Here is a 23,114-nt window from a genome sequence, read left to right on the forward strand (position 1 = left end):
TCAGAAATCATGCGTTATCTTCGACGCTATCCTTGCTCGACTTTCGCTTACCAGAACCCTTACGGTTAGCATAAAAATCCTCCAGCCATTGCTCGGGCGCGAGTTGATCAACACTCACGCCTACCTGACCTGCCTTGCGCGAAAGGACCTGATTCATAATCTCAATATTGTCAGTGGAAGAAGAAATCACGGAGAGCGCATCATCCATTCCACGCAAGTTGAGCTGGCATACAGCTGAAGCATGCCCTTGCTTGACCAAGAAGCAGCGCGACCGCTCATCCAATGAGACCACAACCTGATATTCGGCATCAGTGAGCTTGAGTCCTTCGATATAATCGTCGCGACTGGCGTTGGGATTAGGTAAGAGAATCATGGTCGCGGTCTGCTCGATCAGCGCCGCAGCAATATCGCTGGCTAGAGCATCTTCTGGACTTTGCGTGGCAAAAATACCCAAGCCATTCTGCTTACGGATGGTTTTCTGCTTATTCTTAGCGAACTCCTTCAAACCTCCCTTACCATCCAGAATTTTCCAAAACTCGTCCATTACATAGATTAGTGGACGCCCATCAATTAGCGCCTCTAATCGATGAAGCAAGTAATTAATCACAGGCACGCGCACTTCAGCGTTATCGATTACATCCGTGTAGTCGAAGCCGATGATCGAAGCACGTGTTAGATCGATTGTATCCACCGGATTATCGAAGACCCAACCTAGCGAGTTACCAGCAGTCCAGCGACGCAAGCGGGCGTATAAACCATCATCACCCATATTAGGCAGGCTCTTCCTAAAGTTACTCATGCTGCGCAAGTGCATAGGAGTATCCAACATGCCTTCTACCGCACGATAAATATCCTCCTCTTCCCGCGAGCTGTATTCAGGCTTCCCACCCAAAACCTTGATCAACTCTGCCAGAAACTGGGTATTAGCCTCGGTGCGTTCGCACTGAAAAGGATTAAAACCAGTCGGCGCTCCGTTTTCTAACGCTAGATAGTTACCCCCACAAGCACGAACGAAGATCTCCGCACCACGGTCTTTATCGAAGAAAAAAATCGTTGGTACTGGATCGAACTTCTGCACCTGACTCAGCAAAAAATTGATAAGCGCGGTTTTACCGGTGCCTGACTTACCAATCACCATTGTATTAGCAATCGCTTTCTCCCCTAGCGAATTTTCAGCGGGGTGAGTGGCGTGAAAGTTAAAGTAATATGGTTGACCATTTGTTGTCTGCAGCGTAGTGACACAATCACCCCAAGGATTGTTGTGTTGTTTGCCCTGAGCAAAATTATGTAGCGGTGAAAGGCCAAGAAAATTAAGCGAACTAAGGTTGGCAATACGAGTACGGAATCGCCAGTTACCAGGCAGCTGGGCATAAAATGAAGAAGCAATTGCCAGGTCTTCTTTTGAAGAAACAAAACCAGCGTTAGAGAGCTCTGCTCTTGTAGTTGCAATCTGCCTTGCGAGTTTTTCCTGGCTATCTGCGTAGACTGCAAGAGTAAAGTGGTACTCACCCAAAACGAAATTACCAGATGCCACATCATCCATCGCCAAATCCAAGTCGCGAATTTGACTAGAAGATTTGTCACCTGACGAAATCATCATCCCTTTCGTGCGTTCAAGCACCTTTAGGGCATCATGACGGCCTACTGGACTGAAAGAATGCGTGATCACATACTCGAAGTCCAAATATTTTAGACCATTAAGAATGCCAGGATACGTGCCATCAGCATACTCTTTGACATTAAGGATCGCACCAAAGTGATTGATGCCATCTGGCGTGCGAATTACGAAATCACCGGTTTTATTAGCAAACATGTGCTTACTAACTGGCAAATAAGCCGACACTGGCGCTTGCAAAACCGGTACAGGCTCATCAATTCGATTCAATAGATAACCAAGAAACTCAAGGCTTTCCGAGAAGACAATGCCATTTTTTGCCTCGTACATACTCAGGCGATAGGGAGAGTAATCCTTCAATACCGCCTCAACATTGGTAGCAAGCTCAATCACCTTGGCAATAGCCTGCTCTTCTTCAACCCTGATCTTATTAGGATCGCTGGATTTTTCAACCAAGCGTTTCCCACTAAGAACGGGACGATATATCATGCTGAAGTACAACTCGTTCTGCATGATTTTCTGCCCCGACAAAGCCGCATAATAATCATCGGACAATGCCTGGTTGAAAGATTGCTTGAACCGACTGGAGTCGTTAATTTTGCGCCTGCGACGAACGTCATGCACCCAAAACGCTACATTTGCAAAATCTGGGGCACGCAGCGTTTGCACTAATCGATTAAAAGTGTTGTGGCGTTGCTCAAGCTCGAACTCATCCCGGCCGACAAAAGGTAGGCCAGCTAGATGCCAGATCAACAAATAATCACCCCCAGTCGTCTTCAGAACAGAAGGAGCGACATGAGTAGAGACCGAGACAAATTCACTGATCGGGCTATCTGGGCTAAACATTTTATTACCAGGTTAAGAAGAGAGCGTCGCAAGGGTTTGATAAAATAAACTACCCACCCCGTGCGATCTATTCAGACGGGGTGGGTAGTTGATAATTTTACTGACGTTTTCCGGGAGGATTTTTACGATATTCGTTAGGACTGAACACCCACATCCCGGAGTAGCGTTGCACATTACGAACACGCATACGAAACAGCAAGCGCAGCCCCATCAATCTAAAAATCATCTCGTCCCGCCTCGCCATTTGCCGCATCACAAAGATAATGACGGGAATAGTCAGCAGGTACCAAAAGTTGATGTACATTCCCAGCAGCAGTCCTCCACCGGCGCCGATGAAGAATGGGATATAAGGCACTCCCAAAAACATGGCTGGGCGCGTACAGCCGCGAAAAAGAACATCTTTATGCATAGTATTGAATGAACTGGATTAGAGCCGCAGCCGCATCCCCTTTACATGTATTGCTTCCGCGGTCGCCGATGATCATGTTGGCAACTTGTCCCGCTGCACCAATAAGCACACCACCAATCAAAATTGGAGAAACTTCGGAAATACGCTTATGAGCAAATGCAATCTGATAGCCTGCAACAATCACAGCAATCGTCACTACAGCAACAGAACCCATTGTAAGTAGGCTGTTCACATTCCCTAAGAAACCACAAACCTTAGTGTCTGTATTTGCCAATTGATTGGTCTGAGCAAATGTACCGCCGGCTACAAGCAGTGCCGATGTAAAAACCAGAGCCTTCAATGCCTGCATCCCGATCATCTTTGCATCGGCTGCTGCCTTTTTGTCAATTTCAAACTTCATTTTCATCTCCTTTAGAGCGGGGGGTCTATTGGCCCATCCTAGGCAAATTATCCATCCTGGTTAAAAAACAAACGCAGTATCGACTTGCTGATTTTTAGGACTCGTCTGCGCCGGCGCCACACTGGCTGGCGCTTGGTTTGTTGCAGTAAAAGCTTTCTCTAAGCCAGCAGGTACAGCCACACCCTTACCCTGTCCTGTCGCTTTAACCACGTAAAATGCGGCATCGGCAGGCGGAAGCGGAGATGCCGATGGCCCCTGACCTACTGGCGTGGGTGATGCAATCATAGGACCTTGCTGTGAAACCTGTGTCTGCGGATTTGCAATGTCTCGAATCCGTCGAGCCACGACAGCATCTGCCAACTCGGTAAAAGCCTGTTGCAGGGGCTTTTCTGCACGCATCTTGATTGTGCGATTTGGAACTACCGCAATAGGCTTCACTCCCGAAGATCCAACTGACTCTCGGATGGACGCATAAATCTTCTGCACATACCCGTGCTTGAAGCCGGTCTCAAAGTTACCAGAATAGTAACAACTAAAAGATTTACCCCAGTTCGCGCCCGAACGTGAGTGGCACTCGGCCAAAATTTTAGAGGCGGCCACTAGGTTGGGGCACTTAGCAAATGCCATTTCGTAGCTAGTTAAACCATACTTTTGCAGGTTGTAACGATTGACTTGGCCAAGTCCCAGTGAAAAATTAAAGCCTTTCTGCTCCAGCATCTTAGCCGTGGCTACAGCTTCCTCAAGACCGCGAGGCTCGCGCACCAGACGACCACCGACAACACCGATAGCATATGGATTAAGCGAAGACTCAACGCGGACGACATGCTGCATAACTTCTCCGGGCACGGCAAGTCCCGTGCAGCCCATTAACTCCATGCCAGGCAGCATCACCCTCTCCTCCAGGCCAGATCGACATCAATCATTGGCAGCAATTCAGCCACCTCGCAACGTCCTCACAGGATCGAAATCGATTCCGGTGATAAAACGGCGCCCTGCGTGCGCCTTGATATGTACTACGATATCGATAGTCATACGTAACAAACGCTTGATTACCTCAAACTCCAGGCCGGAACCCTCGTTCGATGCTTTCACCATCAGCGCTAGTTGGTCCCAAGTTTGCTCAACACTACCAGCGTGACAACTTGTAATGGAGCCAGGATGGCCAGATGCACAGTTTCTAATAAAGTAGAACGACTCATCGCCACGCAATTCTGCCAAAATGATCCGATCAGGCTTCATACGCAAACAGGCCTCCATGCAGCTCTTAGCCGTTACGTTACTCGCACTCTGCCCCCCCTTCGAGTAAAGCAGATGCACTGAGTTAGGCTGACTGATGAATAGCTCCCGGGCGTCTTCAATAGTAACCAAACGCTCTTCATTGGGGATGTGGTTCACAAGAGCCTTCATAAAAGTAGTCTTTCCGCTGCCGGTCGCGCCGGCTACGACTACGTTCTTTTTATAAAGCACTGCTTTCTTAAAAAACTCGGAATAGTTTTTATTTCGACGTAACTCAAGCAATTCGCGATCATGCTCGCTTACATCAGCAGCCTCCTCTAGCACCTGATCGAAAAACCCGTCACTTGAGTATTGCTCAAGCGTCTTCGTGTGCTTTGAGGGCAAGCGAATCGTAATCGAGACCTTACCGGCATCGCAGGCAGGCGGAATCACAAACTGCGCACGTTGGCCCGTGGGAAATGTCAAAGAAACCACGGGATCAGCATCGGTGATGCGCTGTCCAGTATTACTCTCGTTCACGACCGCGGTGCAGAACTGTCTAGCACGATCAAAGGTTAGCGAGGGTACCTCCATCCGCTGCCAACCATTGACCGTCTCAAGATATAACTCACCCGGACGATTGATGCAGATCTCCGTAACTTCGGGCGAGTTCAAGTAATCCAGAATGCCAAGTACAGAGTACTGGTAATCCAGAAAATCATTTGAAATTCGCGCGGTTGGAGAGTCGTCAATCGTCATGGCACTCACTTTGGCAGCACCGCTGAGAAATCAACGTCTTTTGCGACGTACACGTTCAAAACAGTACCTTGATTGATTGTCAGCGTTGCTGGGCGACGGCCGGATTTCTCCACCGCCTGCTCAGCAAGCTGTTGCATGGTACGCGCCGTATTACTCTCAAACGGTTGCTGAGTCACTATGCCAGAGCCTACGCCGATTGTAGTGGTTTCAGGACCGTACTCTGCTGCAGCATATTTAAACGCATCACTCAGAAGACTTATAAATAAAGCTGAAGCAATTTTATTACCCCAGTGAGCGTTATACTGACCGGGATGACCGGAACTGCCTAAAGTATCGATACCGGGGCCGACAAGCGTTACATCAAGCCCAGTCGGCGTAGTAACTCGATCCCACACAACTTGTAAACGCCGAGTACTTGGCTCCCCCGCGCTGTATTCACCCAACATCTTGGAGCCTTTGGGCAACAACAGATTGTGTCCATTGATCGAATAGACGGGTTCGGTAACGATGCAGGAGGTATATCCGCCAAAGTCGGAAAGTATCCTGGTCTCCAGCACACAGCGGATATAGGTGCCGCGAACCAGTAACCCATCAGGATTACTAATCGGCTTAGCCAGTGTCACCTGTTCATCGCGCGGGGTTGCAGATTGCGCTTCGGGCTGCCCGGGAATTCCGGCAATACCCGAACTATCCGGAACAGCAGACTGTTGCTCAGCAAGAATACGCCGCTCAAGGAGCGTTGGAGCCCTCGGGCGTTCGGGGACTGGCGCCGTGGTTTCGATCTCATCGGGGGGCATCGGCGGCAATGGCGGCATACTAGGCGATTGCACTAGAGGTACCGGCGCCGTGTCTACTGGCGTAGTCATGTTTTGAGGAAGGGCGGGCGCAACTACTGTTTCAGTTCGCGGCTTCACTGGTGCTGTGTCACCAGAGCCCTGTTTTGCCAACCAAAATATCGCCAAAAGAAGCAAGCCAGCAACTAGCGCAAGAAAAACCAACGCTTTGCGGTTTAGTCGTTTGATGTCATTGGAACGCAGTACGGGTTCATTCGCGTCCAGATTCGGCTCGGCACCCTCCTGCTGGCGAACGAAGTAGGGATTGCTGCGCTCATCATATTGACTACGGGCTTGATCGCCATCACGGTTGTCGTGAGAACGCTCATCAGGGCTGTTTGGAATATTTGAGTTCACTTTTGCTTGTTCCTTCGCAGACCGACAACATTATCGCCGTGACGAACCACCAGGAAAGGATACGTCCCGTGAACGATCAAGGTATTACCTTCGACGGTCGTATTCACAAGAAAGTCCTCGCTATGCTCTTTTTCCCGGGCAAAGACGGCGGGAAAATTTCCTGACGGGAAGCGCGTCAAATCCATATTAATATAAGTGAATTTTCCATCATCATATACACGACTTGGAATCAGCCATGACTTTTTACTTCGAGTCGAGTAATCATAATCATAGTAGTACCTTCGATCCTTGAGGATTTTGGCACTCAGCAATGGCCCATTTTTTGCCGCATCAGCGTCTTCGACGTTATTAAAACTTGTGTCTTTTGGGTAGGAGAAAACAACCTTATATTGAACGCCTGCCTGCTTAGCTTGCTCAAGCCGCTGCCAATCTGTCGCTACAACTTTCAGTTCTAAAATGTAAGAATGAGTGGCCGTACGAATCATCATATTCGTATCTACATCAACATTCTTGGGCTTTAGATAAAAAACGTTTTCACGCCGAGTAAGTTCCCAGCCTCCGGAAAACCCAGTGCTGTAGTCCAGAATTTTCTCATTCGGGCTGAGTTCAATCTGAGTGGTGATACCTAATCCAGTACGGACCTGATAAATTTGATTGGGAGCGTACTCATACTCCTGCACGACCTGAGCGTTCACCGAACTCACACATAAGGGAAATATTAGCGCTGCAGTCAATACAGCCCCATAGATTTTAGAGGGTTTCATCGACCGCTAGCTCCTTTGACATTGTTCGGCATCCCTTGATATTGGACCGCGGGCTGCGCCTGAGGTTGGCTCGCCGGCTGCACTTGGCTGGAATATCCTGGCGGCACCTGCTGGACAGGCATCCCCTGTTGATTAAGAACACCCTGCTGGGCTGAAACACTACCCTGCCCGGCTGCGGCGGCCGCGTTTGGATCTACTACGCCTAATGCGGCCTGCTGAGGAGCTGCAATCTGTGGCGCAACTTGGGCTTGCGGGCTAACCGAAGAGGGCGCTGCCGGTAAAGACGAATAATCATTATCCACACGATAATCTGTGACACGAAATCCCAGTGGATTTTCCACCCGAAGGGTATCACTCATCTCAAGATTATCTTGATAGACAAAACCCATTGTAGCGATCTTGTTATCTAAGAACGTGGCCGCGGCCGAGGCTTTGTCATACACATTTCGTTGGAAACGTACAGTGGCACCAGTGTAAGGCTTACCACTTCCTCCTATAAGCGTAATACTGAGAATATTGACCCGAATAGCACGAGAGGTGCCGTAAGTATTAAAAGGTCTGGCGGGATTATTTCCAGCATGTAGCGCACGATATTCACCAAGAACGTTACCTGTAGCCATGGCAACGACAGTGTTCCAATCACGGTCACCTATCGTCGAGGCATCAAACGATTCACGCGATGTAATGAAACGTGCAACATTGCTGCGCGCTAATGCCTCGCTAGTGCTGACCATGCGTCCACCAAAATTCGCTTCAAGCTTCGCAATGGTGCTGGTACCGGAATACGCGTCCGCCATGACCAGATATGGCACTTTCTCCTTCAACGGCAGCATGTAGTAGTAGCCGCCCGCTGTCATGACGGTGACCAGCATCGACAGCGTCGCCACGATCCAGGCACGCTTTTCGCTGCGGCGCGCGAGGTCCGCAATGCTGACCTCGTAATTCACCGCTTTTTGAACGGCCGCACCTACTTGGGCGGAACCGTCCTTTTCACTGACCTTCTTACGCAACATGTCTAGATCCGTCACCGTGAGGCCTTGTCAGGCCTGAAACCATCGCCGCAACGCGTCGCGGGTACTTGAGAAGGTAGGAACACCGCCGGCCCCATGCCTGAAAGGCATCGAGCAGGAGGCAGCCCTTAGAGCTTGGCGCCAGACGACACCGGCACTGGTTGGACCAGCAACTTGTTGGCAGAAACCGACACCGAAACTCCTTGGGCTGCGTACACGGCACTCAGCTCGGTTGCGGCCTGTTGGACGCTGGTCGTGCTGATTGCGGAAACCGGCCCGATCAAGGTGTAGTCCGATGGCAAGTTGTAGGACAGCTGCATATTGGAATCCGCAGCCCAGCGTTCCAGCATGGTCTTCAGCGTGCCGTCCATGGGCGTGGCCTGATACGTGTACGAGGTGTAGAGCGGAATTTCGGTGGGCGCCTCGTCAAAGTGGTTGACGTGCTTCCAACGACCACCAAAGTCAGGAGCAGGCTTGGTCGCGCACGCGCCTACCAATGCTGCAGCCACTAGCACCAACGACAGCTTGGACACATACATCGGATTCACTCTGACTTCTCCAACTCATGAAATTTCGGGCTTAAGACGGACAGCACTAAGCCTCCGCGCACCAGTGGGTACCGGAGGAAACGTGTTATTGATGCGTTTCTCGCGGCTCTACCACCCGCTGGGTCGCCCCAGTTGCGAGTGCGTGCTGCCGAGAAAAATGAATACGCTGATAAACCATCCATAGCCTTACTCCAGTACGGCCCATCCGGCGCCGCTCCCCTACGACCATCTATCTACACCGCAGATTCTTGCTAACTTTGCCCTTAACAAGCAGATCCGTCAAGAATTGCGCACCAGGCACCGCACTGCAAATGTGACATCAATCACACTTTGATGGTAAGCGTTTTCACTTCAGTTTTTGGCAGTAAGCGCGCAGTGAAGTAGCGATCCTCGTAGTAGCGAATCTTGTCGCACTTCACCGGATGCGGGATCCCCTCGTACAGGAACACTTCCTTCTCGTTGCCCATGGCCTTGAGCTCCTGGGGCAACATCAGAGCCCGCCGCTCTTCTGACACGCTATGGGTGGTCTCCCGCCCTCGGGTGACGTTCTTCTTCTTGATGGTGGTGTAACCCAGCATCTCGGAGTAGTCGTTGGCGTCCTGCTGTTCGCGCGGCGCGTAGAGGATCTGCAGGGCGTGGTTGGTGATGATGGTGCGTGACAGATCTTTGCCGTAGGTTGCGTCCAACTGCGCCATGCTCTGGATGATGGGCAGCAGGCGGATGTTGTAGCCGGCCATGTAGGCTACCGCGGTCGCGATGATGTCCACCTTGCCGATCGAGGTGAATTCGTCCATCAGCAACAGGCACTGATATTTGAGCTCAGGGTTGGACTTGGGCAGTTCGCGGGTATTGAGGTTGATGATCTGGCTGAAGAGCAGATTGATGATCAGGCGGCTTTCGGCCAGCTTGTTGGGCTGGATGCCGATGTAGATGGTCATCTTCTTCTTGCGAAGGTCCGTGAGCAGGAAGTCATCCGCACTGGTGGCGGCGTCCAGCACCGGATTGATCCATGCATTGAGCGGCTCCTTCAAGGTGCCCATGATCGAGGCGAAGGTCTCATCCGCCTGGGACAGCAGGTTGGCAAAGGCCGACTTGGCGTTGCTGCTGAGGAACCGCCGCTCGGACAGCGACTTCAGATATTTCTTGAGATCGGTACCGTCGCCCGAGGACAGGCGATAAATCCCGCCCAGCGTGGGCGCCCCTGCCCCACCCGGGAAACCGAGCGACAGCTCCTCGTCCCAGTTCTCGAACAGGTACAGCGCGAATGCCATGAACGCGTTGCGCGCCTGGCTGACCCAGAACTTCTGGTCGTCGGAGCCGTCCGGGTACAGCATCGCCGCGATGCTCATCAGATCCGAAACGCGGAATGCGGGGTCGTTCGACACATAGGTCAACGGGTTCCAGCGATGCGTGCGACGGTCTTCGGCGAACGGGTTGAACAGGAAGACTTCGTGGCCCTGACTGGCGCGCCACCCGCTGGTCAGGTCGAAGTTCTCCTGCTTGATGTCCAGGACGACGATCGACTCTTGATACTCCAAAAGGTTCGGGATCACGACACCGACACCCTTGCCCGAGCGCGTCGGCGCAGCAAGAATCACGAATTGCTGGCCGCTCAGTCGCACCAGCTTGCCATTGAACTTGCCGACGACAATGCCGTTTCCGGCGGGCTTGAACAGCCCATGCTTGGAGAGGTCGGCGGCGCCAGCGAAGCGCGCGTCACCGTGCAGGGCGCGCGCCTTGGGCTTGACGATGAGCACAACGGCAATCGCCCAGACCAGCACCGGCAGGCCAAATCCAAGCGCGCCCGCAATCTTGATCTTGGTCGCGTAAGGCGCCACTTGGGGCAACCCAAGCGCGCTGAAATAGCGGTAGTAGGTGTCCCACCCGTACAGACCGGTGTCGAGCCGCAGCAACAGCAGGGTGAGATAGCCAGACAGGCAGTATCCGACTAGCACCGCCACCAGCGTGGCAATTGCGATGATTTTGGGTTTGGACATGCGCCCTTCTCCTTAGGCTTGCATCACGATGGCGGGCTAGCGACGCACGACCGGCTTATGGTCGACAAGCTCGGACTTGCGTCCGCCGCTCTCGCTCTCCACCAGCGAATCGATCCAGACCTTGGCCTGGTCCAGAGACAAATCCGGCGTGATCCGCGTACCCGCATCGGTCACGACGGCGTATGCCACGACCGCGTCGGGTGCATACACCTCGTCACGCGTAATCGCCACAACACGATATCCGCCCCTGGTCAGCACGGTGTGCTGATATTCGTCCATCGCCAGCCTTCCTTTCCGTCAGCGCGGTGGCGATGCTAAAGCAAGACGTGTGACGGTGAAAGCGGTATCGGCTAACCGGGCGGCGGTGGGCCGCGCTAACCCGCAAAACAGCCGCACTGAACACTTATTTCCGACACTCGAGGCACTTTCGGTGCGCTTGGGAGGAAGAGAGCGGCATTGGGAGTTCGTCCATCTGGGGGGGCGATACGCCCATGGCATCGCGCATCGTCCGAAACGGGCAGATCAGACAAATGGCGCGGCACGATTCCGCATCGCCGCGCACCTGGCTGGGGACGTTTTGACCGAAGACAGCCAACATCCATATGCGAGCGACATGCTTCAACATTGCCAATCGACACGCAACGCGCAGCGCAGGCAGGCAGGCAGGCAGACAGGCAGACAGGCAGACAGGCAGACAGGCAGAGATGAAAGCACAGGAAGGCCGTGATTCCAGTAACACAGACCCGAACTGACACATGCCAAAGCTGCAAGAGCTTTTGCGTGGGGTCGCTTTGGGGGTCAATGGCAGACGTCGCTGCCGATCTTGAAACCACTCAAGCCTCTGTACCGTCTGGACTTAGAGTGGTGGGCGGTACAGGGTTCGAACCTGTGACCCCTACCATGTCAAGGTAGTGCTCTACCGCTGAGCTAACCGCCCGAATCCTGCGTCAGCATTGCGCTGTGCAGGGCGCGCATTCTAGCGCAGGGTTTTACCGACCACAAGTCCTATCGTGTCTGCAGGGCGAGTCACCCGCCCTATCCCAAGCTGGCAGCCTTCAACTTCTGGATCTGGTCGCGAATCTGGGCTGCGGCCTCGAACTCCAGATCCTTGGCGTGCTGGTACATCTTCTGTTCCAGACTCTTGAGCTTGCCAGCGATTTCCGCAGGCTTCATGGCACGGTAATCGGGCGTCTCCTCTGCAACCTGGCGCGATTTCGAACGGCCCTTGCCCGACTTCTTCTCGGCCGCATCGTCGCGCGCGCCTTCCATGATGTCGGCGATCGGCCGCTCAACGGATTTCGGCGTGATGCCATGCTCCAGGTTGTACTCGACCTGCTTCTCGCGGCGACGATCGGTCTCGTCGATTGCCGCCTGCATCGAGCGCGTTATCTTGTCGGCGTACAAAATGGCCTTGCCGCGCAGATTGCGTGCTGCACGGCCAATGGTCTGAATCAGCGATCCGGTCGATCGCAGGAAGCCCTCCTTGTCGGCATCCAGGATGGCCACCAGCGAGACTTCCGGCATGTCCAAACCCTCGCGCAGCAGGTTGATGCCCACGAGCACATCGAACTTGCCCAGGCGCAGGTCGCGGATGATCTCCACGCGCTCGACGGTGTCGATATCCGAGTGCAGGTAGCGCACCCGAATCCCGTGCTCGCCCAGATACTCGGTGAGATTCTCGGCCATGCGCTTGGTCAACGTGGTCACCAACACGCGATCGCCGAGCTTGATGCGCTCGTGAACCTCGGACATGAGGTCGTCGACCTGCGTACCAACCGGACGGATCTCCACCACCGGGTCGATCAGACCGGTTGGGCGCACCACCAGCTCCGTGACTTCGCCGGCAGACTCGCGCACCTCATAAGGCCCCGGCGTTGCCGAGACATAGATGCTGCGTGGCGAACGCGCCTCCCACTCTTCGAAACGCAAGGGGCGGTTGTCCAAGGCAGACGGCAATCGAAAACCGAACTCCACCAGCGTTTCCTTGCGCGAACGGTCGCCCTTGTACATCGCGCCGATCTGCGGAATGGTCACATGCGACTCATCGATGACCAGCAGCGCGTCCGGCGGCAGGTAGTCGAACAGGGTCGGCGGCGGCTCGCCGGGCGCCTTGCCGGTGAGATGACGCGAGTAGTTTTCGATACCGTTGCAAAAACCCACCTCGGCCATCATTTCCAGGTCGAATTGCGTGCGCTGCGCCAGACGTTGCGCCTCGACCAGCTTGTTCTGCGCATAGAGCTGCTCCAGGCGTTCTTTCAGCTCTTCCTTGATGGTGTCCACCGCACTCAACGTGCGCTCACGCGTCGTGGCGTAATGGGTCTTCGGGTACACGGTGTAGCGCTGCAACTTGCGCAAGGTTTCGCCAGTGAGTGGATCGAACAAGGTCAGCTGCTCGATGTCGCCATCGAACAACTCGATGCGCAAGGCTTCGGTATCCGACTCGGCCGGGAACACATCCAACACCTCGCCGCGCACGCGAAAGGCACCGCGCGTCAGTTCGAACTCGTTGCGGGTGTATTGCAGATCGGTGAGATGGCGGATCAACTGGCGCTGATCGATGTGCTCCCCAACCGACAGGATCAGGCGCAGCGATAGATAGTCCTCCGGCGCGCCGAGGCCGTAGATTGCCGACACCGTCGCCACCACCAGCGAATCGCGCCGAGACAGCAAGGTCTTGGTCGCCGACAAGCGCATCTGCTCGATGTGTTCATTGATCGAACTGTCCTTCTCGATGAAGGTGTCCGACGACGGCACATAGGCCTCCGGCTGGTAGTAGTCGTAGTAGCTGACGAAGTACTCGACCGCGTTATGCGGGAAGAACGACTTGAACTCGCCGTACAGCTGCGCCGCCAACGTCTTGTTCGGCGCCATCACCAGCGTCGGCTTCTGCACCTGCTGGACCACATTGGCAATGGTGTAGGTTTTGCCCGAGCCCGTTACACCCAACAAGGTCTGCTTGGCCAGCCCAGCCTCGAAGTTGGCCACCAACTTGTCGATGGCCGCAGGCTGGTCGCCCGCTGGCGAGTAAGGGGATACGAGCTGAAAACGGTCGGTCATGGAGCGGATCTCGGGGGGAGGCTGCACGAATTTACGGAGGCCAGCATCGGTAGAACCCTGACAGCTACGCAAGGAAAGGCAGGGTTACCTGGCAAGCAACCAATGTTGAGACTGCTTGCTCCACTTCAAGGAGACGCGCAATGGACGCAGCAGGCTATTCGAGCGCGAGAGGGTACACCGCAGTCCAGTTGCTCATCGTGATGGCGATCATCGGAATCGGCGCAGCCATCGGCATGCCCAGCTTCAAAAGCCTCATCGAGTGGCAGCGAGCGACCACGCGCGTGCACCTGCTAACTGCGCACCTTGCAATGGCCAGAAGCCTTGCCGTCACCCAAGGCGGGCCTGTCAGCCTTTGCCCCTCCATGGATGGCACACGTTGCCGAACAGATCGCATCTGGAGCCAGGGATGGATTCTCTTTAAGGATCCAGGGCGCGATGGGCAGCCGCCAAACGCTGCATCCGTGGTCCGAGTGGAGCAAGACTCCGCCACCGGCGGCATCGATATCGTCAGCACAGCTGGACGATCAATCGTTCGCTTCCTGCCGAACGGCCGCAGCAGCGGCACGAACATCACCATCAGCCTCTGCAGCAACGCTAGGCGACTCGCTGACGTGGTGGTCAACAACTCCGGAAGAGCACGCACTGTGCGCTACACCAGCCCTACCAGCTGCGCAGCCCGATGACCAGGCAAACAAAAAGCCGCGACACGTCGCGGCTTTTTGAACATCTTGGCGCCCGAAGTTGGACTCGAACCAACGACCCCCTGATTAACAGTCAAGTGCTCTAACCGGCTGAGCTATTCGGGCGGGGTGGGCATTGTAGCAAGATTCTGAGGCAATGCAACACCTCAAGACTTTTTTCATCCGCTACCAGCAATCTGACTGGAGCCCCTTTGAATTGGTCTTACGAGAGGCCTGATCGATACTCAAGGTTCCGCACTTGTCCGCGACCTGAGCAGCGCCCGGCGTTGCTGTGATGACATATCCCGACTGCGTCTGCTGTGACAGGGCAAGACTGTAAGCCGCGGTTCCCCCCTCGCGTGGTGACACCGTCGATGGCAAACTGAAACCAATGTAAGTGTTCTGCACTGTGTGAAATCGCTCCGCTAGCTGGCCATATTCGACCAAATCAACTTTTGCCTGCGCGCGCCTCGACTTCCGTACGTGTTCGGTATAGCTCGGATACGCGATCGCAGACAAGATCGCAACCACGGCAACGACAATCATCAGCTCAATTAGCGTAAACCCACGCATCTGCGCCACAGTGCGAGTCATCGCTCTTGCACGAGAGTGTTCGAATAGCATCGTCACTGAATTTGCCTCCACGACTGTCTTCCGCAGGGATAAGGAACATACATCGGCTGCGCGCCCGCCACACTGATCACCATCCAGCAAGAGCTACCACCGGGTGGCAGAGACCCGCCCGTTTCGGAGGGAGTCAAGCGTGGAATCGCTGAAACACCCACGTCTTTCACGGGTGTCGTCCCCTGCGTGGTCAATGACGTCGCCGCAGTCCCGGAAGCAAAAGCTGCCCCTGAGGGAGAGCCGTTTCTTGCAACATCCAGCGCCGCACCACCTGTGCGGGTGTTCAGCCCAAACAGCCAGTTGCTCCCCTGGGATGCACAGCCCACACTGTTGGGATTGGGGACATAAGTGGGTATGAAAACGATACCCGACGCGACACTAGGATTCCCCACCATACGCTCGCCAGCCGGTAGATCCACATACCACCCCTGCCCGCCTGCCACACTGGAGCCCATAACCAGACTGCGAGATGTACCAGAAGTGGCGATCGAATTGGCCTGAAGGTTCGAACGCGTAATCGTGCTGGTGACGCTCCCCGCAGCGACGTCGTTGATGCCGTACAGGGACTGGATCGCTGTATCGAACGGGTCGTTCCGGAAAGAGAAGCTGCCAGTACCGAAGAACAACGTCACACCACCATTTTCACCGGCACTGGCCACCAGGCCACCCGTGATCGGCTGCCGGTATGTCGCGCTATTCTCCACAGACGTACGACTGGTGAATAGCGGGACCGTAAGCGCAGTCGTGGTGTTGCGCAAATCGAATTTCCAAATAGCTCCCTTTTGATCGGCAGCATAGACAGTATCTGCGTAGCCATCACGCACCCTTTCCGACTGGCCCGTGCCGCCCCACCGATCAACAACCACGATATTGCCCAAACCGTTGCTACCGGAGATAGTACTGCCGCTCTCGGCAGCTTCGATCATCGTTACGGTGGGCGTACCCGCCTTGATATCTACAAGAAACAGGACAGCTTTCCCGCTAGCGCTGTTGTAGCCGTTGCCGAAGACCGCCTTCCAGGTCACCGTACCATTCGAACTCAACACCGGCACGATGACTGGCTTGCCGAGCACAAATCCGATATTGGCACGTATCGCAGCAGACAATGAGCTGTCGAGATCGCTGATCTCCCAAAGCCGGCTGGCCGCAGTCACACTGGTAGGCGTCGTAACGTCCATCGCAAAAACGCTTCGGCCGCCAGCGCCAGCAGTGCCGACTAGACTGGTCTTCCATGCGCCGCCGTAGTACGTGTCGGATATGGCCAAGGGCCCATCGACATAGTAGCGATGACCGAATTTCTGATCGCTTTGATTGGCCGGGTCATATGGCAAGAGCAGATTACCCATATGGCCCAGTGCGGTCGACGGGATATATGCGAAACGCTCGACCCCGCCGTTGGAGGCCATAACGCCATCGCCATTCATACCACCGTCAAAGCCATGCAGCATTCCATCATTGGCCCCCACATAGACCATATAGTTACGGCCGGCCTTTTTCGTATTCAAATAGGCCTGATAGGTAGCCCCCGGGTTGCCCGGCAGACTGCCGTAACCATAATCATCCAGTGGAGAACTGATCACAGGAGTCGAGTTGACGATGTCGCCCAGAACGGTCGTTCGGTCACGCAAGCGACCTCCGCTTCGCACTTCTCCAGACGCGTCCCCGCGCAGATAAGCGGTCGCCGTGGCCGCATTCGCCCCAAGAGTTGCAAGATCCAAAGCAGTGCACAAGGACATACCCGGGTAAAGCGCAGTCGACTTGGTGCACAGATCCGACAAAGAGATATTCGTCTCGTTGAACGCTGAAACCACCCCGGCCTTGCTCACCAACACATTACGAGCCGCCGCGGACGGCATGCGCGCACTAGCTTCCCATGCAGCAGTGCTGACCGCCACGCGGGTCTGCGGGTTGACCGAGACAGTGTATCCGGTGAGCCGCCCAAACCAGTCAGTGCCCTCATTTGCAATTTCATAGTTTGGGGCAACCGAGAAGGATCCTACGCCGATACGGGCACCACTTTGAGCCAGCGTACCTGAAGGCGAAGAACCCGCCGTCACCGAGGAAAGTACACGTCGCATTGCTTGAGTGATTTCAGCCGGCGTCCGGGCATTGATGTACTGCCCACGCGTGTTCGTAGCCGCATGCCAGATATCGTCGACAGTACTTCTCTCATCGTTCTCGCGCGGCGGCCAGTTTTGATAAATCGCCGGTGTCGTGTACGCGTCTTGTACAACATCTGGATTGAAAAGATTACCGCGCGCACCTAGCGTGATGCCATAGAAGTTAACATGCAGATTCTTCTGACAATCCAGTCTGACACTTGCATTAGCGGTGTTGCATGAGCTTGGAACGGGCACCAAACCAGATGGCATATCCGCTCGAATGGGAGAACCACCATTGATATTATTATAATACTTGGCAGCAATGTCGCCCATGGTGTTGTCATAGGTGTCGGCAAAAGGAATCCCCATATTCCCGTCGCCGCTCGCGTTACTTACGGATGGGCCATCCTGGTTACTGTATCCATCCGTAAACAGCATGACCGCATTTTTTTGACATGCCAACTGGACAGGAGCTGCACTATCGGTCCGCTGAAACTGGATACCAGCCGCGTTGACTGCCTGCCGATTCGGCGTGCCGCCACTAGCGGGCAAGGCCAGAATCGAATTATACAGGGCCGTTTTCTCGCTTTGCGTACCCATGTTGCGCATGGGCAATTTTTCATTGACCGAGTCGTAACTTGCGTTCTGGTTGATCCTGAAAAAACCAACCCGCATATTATTGACGTTAGCCAACGACCTAGTCATGCCGGCAATGATGGCTCGGTTTCGATTTCCATAGAATGAAAACCAATTTGCAAAGTTCTGAAGGGCATCAGTATTTGCCGCCTTTATTGTGTACTTCCACATATCGCAGCCGGTACCACATACATTGCGTACCCGATCGCGCTGGACCGCATCGTAAGCGGCGGCGCCAGCGAGAAGCGGCCTGGCATCCGTGTCGCTTGTATAAGGCACAAAGAAGGTCGCCGGCCAGAACCTGATCAGTAGCGTCTGCGAACCACCATTCCAGGTTACGTCGGAAGTCGTTACCTGTTCAATTCCGAAGTAGAGATTGCCATTGTTATCCTGGAAACGCTGCCTGTATCCCGTACCGCGAGGTAGCACCATTCCATTCTGAATTCTGAAACTGCTGCTGAAATCGTCCCCCATATAGTTGGAAGCAAGCGCCACAGTGGCACCTGCCTGGAGCGGGTTGATCCGCGTATTGACTAAATCTGCCTGAGGGAAGGGATTCCCATCGTTATTTATCCACGGATCATATTTGACAACAGGATCGTAATAGGTGGGGTTGTAGGCAGAAGAGCGCGCAAACCCAAGACTGTCCAGGGGTGGGACGCCGCGACGGTTTTCGTCGATACGAACGCCGGGCAGGACATGGTTGTAACTACACGTCACGCTCGGCGAATCCTCTGTGTTCAATGCGCCTTGAGCAGAAAAGAAGCTCTGCCTAGCCGTGCTCCAGCATCCTTGACCGTCCTGTCCCGGAAACTGAGTCTGAAATGTCATCGAGCCCGAGTCATCCACCGCCATGATGAACGCGGGAGGCGTCTGCACCTGGTCGTTCATCGGCTCCTGAGCCAGTACGCCCTGTCCCTGCGCAGCAATCAATGTATAGATGAAGAACCCCAATCCGACTGCGCCGGTCAACGCAGAAGCAAGGATTACTTTCTTTTTGTTAGCTGTCATGTGCGTTTCTTCAAAGTTTGAAGACGGTGTCTACTGCGGCTTCGGAACTAGGGTTGTTCTTGTCATCGGCTGCAACACCCGTGATTTGGAAAACAGGAGATGCCGGATCGACGGGCTGGCCCATTCCGATATTTGCTTCGCCTTGAATACATTGATCGATTTGACGAACGTTGACGGCTCGATTGGATGTCTGCGCCTGTGCCCATTGCATCGGATCAAAGCCGTCGTCGCAAACCCGCTTTATGTCACCTGATGCCACCAGGCTGGTAGTATCAGTCGATGAGGTGGTTCTATTGGAAATTTTTTCCACTGAATTTTCGGCATTTCTAACAGTCCCCTCCGCCTCCTCGAAGGCACGATTCACTGCTCGGTAATTGGATGCCATCTTCTCCTGCATGCCGGAGACTTGGATGCCCGCGATACCAATCAATGCCAAGAGCACCAGGATGATCAGCGCGACATAGAGAACGGCACCCGTTTGCCGGACAGCTCCGATTTTCAAATTCATACGCGTTTTCAATAGAGGCAGCATTGACATTATCAGTTACCGAACAGTCGGTTACGGAGAGCGACTGACAACTCATAGGTGGCCCGATACCGCCCATCGCTAGCCGTAGGTGGAACCACCGTTACTCCGAGTACACCAAGACGATTGGCCTCAATCGGAGCAGCAGCAGCTGGAGTCGGACTACGCACAAGCACTCCAACCTGCACTTGACCGACCCGCCGCCATTGATTGGCAGCTGCTGCGTCAGTTGCTGTTGCAACACTGCTCGCAACCCTCTGCTCCGTAATGTTTCCAACGGGTGGGGTTTGCGTTGCAATGGTTTCGGTGCTGTCCAGTCCATAAAGGAATTGCAGGCTTTCGATGCCCTCTACCAGTTCCTCGCTGGTGTACTGGCCGTTACCTCCTGCTCTGGCACGCCGCAATGCGGGCTCCCCTGTATCTGGATTGTTCGCGACGTAATACACAAGCGATTCGGCGCGATACACCATGGTCTGGCCAGTGGGCTGTACAACATATCGACCGGCAAGGTTTACTCCTGAGGCCACCACTGTTCCAGCAGTGGTCGTGCCTGCAAACACATCGGCGTGCGCGCAGTCCGCGATTCCGAACAGCGTCGGTGCTGCGACGCCATCATCCGTCAACCTCGCCCAGCGGGTAGCGTCCATCGTCAACGTCGTATTAGAGCCCGCCGCCGCAATGCCCGTGGCAGGAACCCCCTCAGCGGAAAGAAAGCGTAAGACGATGATGTCGCTCCCAGCCCGCGGCGCCGGGCTCAGGTTCTGGATCGCAGCAGGCAGCCCGGTAATCGAACCTGCGGTTGCCCCAACTGTTACCGTTTGCCCTGGCGAAGTACCTGGCGCCTCGTAACCCTGAATCGACACCGAAAAGTCCAGTGGACTGCCGCTCCCCGTGGTGGCGGAAAGATTGACCCGCGGGTCGCCTTGCCCCTTAACGAACTGCGCCTGATCGTTGACGCATCCAAAATGTCCTGCCATACGGATATCACGCGCCAAATAGTCCAGCGCAAATCGCCCATTTTCTTGGGCCCGCGAGGCACCTTCGGATAGCTGAGCCGCAGTACGCGATGCGGAGAAAACCTGGATGACGCCTAACAACAGCACCAGTCCGATCACCATAGCAATCATGAGTTCAATCAGGGACAGACCTGCGTTGCGTCTATACACACTCATCGCTGTTAAATCTCCGTCCGCAAAGCAAAACTCGTAACGGCATCCGGATTATCCTTGTCCCAGCGCTGATCACCCCAGCTGATCGAGACTGTCGCAACCCCATTGGCATAGGTGACTGTAGCAGCAGCCTTATCTCCCAATGCTTTCGCGACTTGGCACTGCCAGCGCGCGATGTTTTGCGTGATTGCCACCGCCTCGCCGGTGGGATATATACAAGCACCTGCTTGAGTAACAGAACCTGCAGCGAAACTCGCTGCAGTGTATTGGGTCACCAAGTACCGATTTGACCGCATTTGATCAATCAGATCGTATGCAAGATTGGTTGCCTGCGTACGATAATTGGCGCTTTGTACAAAGCGGACATTCATGGTTTGCAGCAGTGCGAACCCAAGTAAACCGAAGGCCAGCACGAGGATCGCGATCAACACTTCGATCAAAGTGAAGCCTCGCGACGACCGTGCACTAGTGTGAGGGACCTTCTTCATACACAAGCCTCTTTTTTGCTACGGATTTGACCGGATGCATTCACGGTCAATGATCTTCTCAGGGGCTGCCCCCCGCACTGATCCGGCTGAAGAGTGACTTTCTGGTCTGCAGCTGCGCGGCGGCGCCCACGCGCATCAAACGCGATCACCGTCCCAGTGGTGGGTCCCTGGACAACAAGCCGAGGATTGCCGGTCGAGTAGCGTAGCACTGCTTCTCCTGCGTCAAAGGTGCCGTTGCCGTTGGAGTCACTCCAGGCCATGACTCCCCCACTCCAGCTACCGTCGCAGCTGGTCCCATTGGAGCTACCACACACGCCTCCACCCTGACCATTCCGTATGGCCTCGGTCCTGGAGAGATTCAACAAAGCCATTAGCTCGTTATTGGCGGCAGCCGCCCGATTTGATCGCAGGACTCCTTGGAAACTCGGGTAACCAATGGAAGCTACGATCGCGAGCACGGCCACGGTTACCATGAGCTCAATCAGGGTGAACCCACGCGAACGGACAACTAACATTAGACGCTCCCCAGCGTTGGTTTTGACAGCATCGTCAAGCTTCAGGCCTAACGCAATCTACTGCAGACAAACGGTAGGAATGGCCGACAAACGACGCCGGCCTTTCCCAGATCCCCACCAACCTTTAAGTCACCACCCGATAACAAGGCCGATAGTCCCCCGAGATCTTCATCCGGCGCTGCTCAACGAAGCCGCGCAGCAGCGCATCCAGGGCCTGCATGATCTCGGGATCGCCGTTGATTTCGAAGGGGCCGAATTCCTCGATGCGGCGCATGCCGTCTTCCTTGACGTTGCCGGCGACGATGCCGGAGAAGGCGCGGCGCAGGTCGGCGGCCAGGGCCGGCGCCGGGCGGCCGTGGTGCAGGTCCAGCGCGGCCATCGCTTCGTGGCTGGGCTCGAAGGGCTGCTGGTACTCGAGCGGGATGTGCACGGACCAGTTGAAGTAATACGAGTCCTTCTGGTCCTTGCGGTGCGCGCGCACTCCGTGGACCCCTTCGGCCATACAGCGCGCGACGGCGACCGGGTCGCCGACGATGATCTCGTAGCGCGAGGCGGCAGCGTCGCCTAGGGTGAGGCGAATGAAACGGTCGATCTGCTCGAAGTACGGCGCGGCGATGGTCGGGCCGGTGAGGATCAGCGGGAACGGCACGTTCGCGTTTTCTTCGCGTAGCAGGATGCCGAGCAGGTAGAGAATTTCCTCCGCGGTGCCGACACCGCCCGGGAACACTAGGATGCCATGTCCGATGCGGACGAAGGCCTCAAGGCGCTTCTCGATGTCCGGCATGATCACCAGATGGTTGACGATCGGGTTCGGCGATTCGGCGGCGATGATGCCTGGCTCGGTGACGCCGATGTAGCGGGTATTGTGCTTGCGCTGCTTGGCATGCGCGATGGTGGCGCCCTTCATCGGCCCCTTCATGGCGCCCGGGCCGCAGCCGGTGCAGATATCCAGCCCGCGCAAGCCAAGCTCGTAGCCGACCTGCTTGGTGTAAAGGTATTCATCGCGCGAGATGGAATGGCCGCCCCAGCACACGACCAGGTTCGGATCCAAGGGCTGCAGGATGCGCGCATTACGCAGCTGGCCGAACACGGCATTGGTGATGCCTTCGCTGGTGTCGAGATCCGCGCGTTGCGCTTCGAGCTCGATGGCCATGTAAGCGAGATCGCGGACGACGGCAAACAACAGTTCGGCCACGCCGCGGATGATCTCGCCATCGACGAAAGCCATTGCCGGTGCGTTGATCAGATCGATGCGGATGCCGCGATCCTGCTGATTCACCTGGATGTCGAAATCCGGGTAGAGATCGCGCGCAGCGCGCGGGTCGTCCGATGCGCTTCCGCTGGTCAGCACGGCCAGCGCACAGCGGCGCAACAGCTCATGCATGCCACCGCTGGATGCATCGCGCAACCGGGCCACTTCTGCCTTGGACAACACATCCAGACCACCACGCGGGTAGATCCGCGCATCCACCACCGGCAGCGCCCGTGCTGCCGTACTGCTGAGTTCCATAGCATGCTCCTGTCGTATGCACGGAACTTTAGCGTACTCACCC

At 55.1% G+C, this 23,114-nt stretch carries 20 protein-coding genes and 2 tRNA genes; 1 reads left to right on the plus strand and 21 read right to left on the minus strand.

What is annotated here, in order from left to right:
- Window positions 1–7: 7 nt before the first annotated feature.
- The 13 genes from LN450_RS11815 to uvrB form a co-directional block, all read right to left on the minus strand.
- Window positions 8–2,461, minus strand: a complete 2,454-nt coding sequence (locus LN450_RS11815) for a VirB4 family type IV secretion/conjugal transfer ATPase (RefSeq protein ID WP_039416225.1) — start codon at window positions 2,459–2,461, stop codon at window positions 8–10.
- Between the two features lie 97 nt (window positions 2,462–2,558).
- A complete protein-coding gene (locus LN450_RS11820; protein ID WP_039416223.1) occupies window positions 2,559–2,870 on the minus strand; it encodes a VirB3 family type IV secretion system protein in 312 nt (103 codons plus the stop codon).
- On the minus strand, window positions 2,863–3,270 hold the full coding sequence (locus tag LN450_RS11825) for a TrbC/VirB2 family protein (protein WP_039416256.1): 408 nt from the start codon (window positions 3,268–3,270) through the stop codon (window positions 2,863–2,865). The genes LN450_RS11820 and LN450_RS11825 overlap by 8 nt, the downstream gene beginning before the upstream one ends.
- A gap of 60 nt (window positions 3,271–3,330) precedes the next feature.
- Window positions 3,331–4,146: a lytic transglycosylase domain-containing protein gene (locus LN450_RS11830; RefSeq protein ID WP_039416254.1), complete on the minus strand. Its 816-nt coding sequence runs from the start codon at window positions 4,144–4,146 to the stop codon at window positions 3,331–3,333.
- Between the two features lie 57 nt (window positions 4,147–4,203).
- Entirely contained in the window at window positions 4,204–5,253 is a 1,050-nt protein-coding gene (gene virB11 / locus LN450_RS11835) for a P-type DNA transfer ATPase VirB11 (RefSeq protein WP_170808609.1), read from the minus strand.
- On the minus strand, window positions 5,250–6,434 hold the full coding sequence (locus LN450_RS11840) for a TraB/TrbI/VirB10 family type IV secretion system protein (RefSeq protein WP_039416218.1): 1,185 nt from the start codon (window positions 6,432–6,434) through the stop codon (window positions 5,250–5,252). Before LN450_RS11840 ends, virB11 begins: the two co-directional genes overlap by 4 nt.
- A complete protein-coding gene (locus LN450_RS11845; protein WP_011347913.1) occupies window positions 6,431–7,198 on the minus strand; it encodes a TrbG/VirB9 family P-type conjugative transfer protein in 768 nt (255 codons plus the stop codon). The genes LN450_RS11840 and LN450_RS11845 overlap by 4 nt, the downstream gene beginning before the upstream one ends.
- Complete coding sequence (locus LN450_RS11850) at window positions 7,195–8,211, minus strand: VirB8 family type IV secretion system protein (RefSeq protein ID WP_011347914.1); 1,017 nt, start codon at window positions 8,209–8,211, stop codon at window positions 7,195–7,197. Before LN450_RS11850 ends, LN450_RS11845 begins: the two co-directional genes overlap by 4 nt.
- A gap of 125 nt (window positions 8,212–8,336) precedes the next feature.
- Entirely contained in the window at window positions 8,337–8,747 is a 411-nt protein-coding gene (locus LN450_RS11855; RefSeq protein WP_005914237.1) for a TcpQ domain-containing protein, read from the minus strand.
- A gap of 332 nt (window positions 8,748–9,079) precedes the next feature.
- Window positions 9,080–10,753, minus strand: coding sequence for a type IV secretory system conjugative DNA transfer family protein (locus LN450_RS11860; RefSeq protein ID WP_011347915.1), 1,674 nt, complete (start codon window positions 10,751–10,753; stop codon window positions 9,080–9,082).
- Window positions 10,754–10,789: 36 nt separating this feature from the next.
- Complete coding sequence (locus tag LN450_RS11865; RefSeq protein WP_011347916.1) at window positions 10,790–11,032, minus strand: hypothetical protein; 243 nt, start codon at window positions 11,030–11,032, stop codon at window positions 10,790–10,792.
- 583 nt (window positions 11,033–11,615) lie between these two features.
- A tRNA-Val gene (locus LN450_RS11870) sits at window positions 11,616–11,690 on the minus strand.
- A gap of 98 nt (window positions 11,691–11,788) precedes the next feature.
- Window positions 11,789–13,810 carry an excinuclease ABC subunit UvrB gene (gene uvrB / locus LN450_RS11875; protein WP_014090504.1) on the minus strand — a complete coding sequence of 674 codons (2,022 nt, stop codon included), beginning with the start codon at window positions 13,808–13,810 and terminating at the stop codon, window positions 11,789–11,791.
- Between the two features lie 140 nt (window positions 13,811–13,950).
- Between uvrB and LN450_RS11880 the strand changes: the two genes are divergently transcribed.
- Window positions 13,951–14,493: a GspH/FimT family pseudopilin gene (locus LN450_RS11880; RefSeq protein WP_011347918.1), complete on the plus strand. Its 543-nt coding sequence runs from the start codon at window positions 13,951–13,953 to the stop codon at window positions 14,491–14,493.
- Between the two features lie 46 nt (window positions 14,494–14,539).
- Here LN450_RS11880 and LN450_RS11885 read toward each other — a convergent pair.
- The 8 genes from LN450_RS11885 to ppnN all read right to left on the minus strand — a co-directional run bounded on the left by LN450_RS11885 (window position 14,540) and on the right by ppnN (window position 23,071).
- Window positions 14,540–14,616 (minus strand) — tRNA-Asn (locus LN450_RS11885).
- 60 nt (window positions 14,617–14,676) lie between these two features.
- Window positions 14,677–15,084: a type IV pilin protein gene (locus LN450_RS11890; protein WP_011347919.1), complete on the minus strand. Its 408-nt coding sequence runs from the start codon at window positions 15,082–15,084 to the stop codon at window positions 14,677–14,679.
- A gap of 32 nt (window positions 15,085–15,116) precedes the next feature.
- On the minus strand, window positions 15,117–18,863 hold the full coding sequence (locus LN450_RS11895) for a pilus assembly protein (RefSeq protein WP_011347920.1): 3,747 nt from the start codon (window positions 18,861–18,863) through the stop codon (window positions 15,117–15,119).
- A gap of 10 nt (window positions 18,864–18,873) precedes the next feature.
- Window positions 18,874–19,401, minus strand: a complete 528-nt coding sequence (locus tag LN450_RS11900; RefSeq protein WP_039416210.1) for a pilus assembly PilX family protein — start codon at window positions 19,399–19,401, stop codon at window positions 18,874–18,876.
- 2 nt (window positions 19,402–19,403) lie between these two features.
- On the minus strand, window positions 19,404–20,561 hold the full coding sequence (locus LN450_RS11905) for a PilW family protein (protein ID WP_011347922.1): 1,158 nt from the start codon (window positions 20,559–20,561) through the stop codon (window positions 19,404–19,406).
- A gap of 5 nt (window positions 20,562–20,566) precedes the next feature.
- Window positions 20,567–21,046, minus strand: coding sequence for a type IV pilus modification protein PilV (pilV, locus tag LN450_RS11910; RefSeq protein WP_011347923.1), 480 nt, complete (start codon window positions 21,044–21,046; stop codon window positions 20,567–20,569).
- Window positions 21,043–21,561, minus strand: a complete 519-nt coding sequence (locus tag LN450_RS11915) for a GspH/FimT family pseudopilin (RefSeq protein WP_011347924.1) — start codon at window positions 21,559–21,561, stop codon at window positions 21,043–21,045. The genes pilV and LN450_RS11915 overlap by 4 nt, the downstream gene beginning before the upstream one ends.
- A gap of 124 nt (window positions 21,562–21,685) precedes the next feature.
- Window positions 21,686–23,071: a nucleotide 5'-monophosphate nucleosidase PpnN gene (gene ppnN / locus LN450_RS11920; RefSeq protein WP_011347925.1), complete on the minus strand. Its 1,386-nt coding sequence runs from the start codon at window positions 23,069–23,071 to the stop codon at window positions 21,686–21,688.
- Window positions 23,072–23,114: the final 43 nt, after the last annotated feature.

Source organism: Xanthomonas euvesicatoria pv. euvesicatoria, assembly GCF_020880415.1.
Taxonomy (GTDB): Bacteria; Pseudomonadota; Gammaproteobacteria; order Xanthomonadales; family Xanthomonadaceae; genus Xanthomonas; species Xanthomonas euvesicatoria.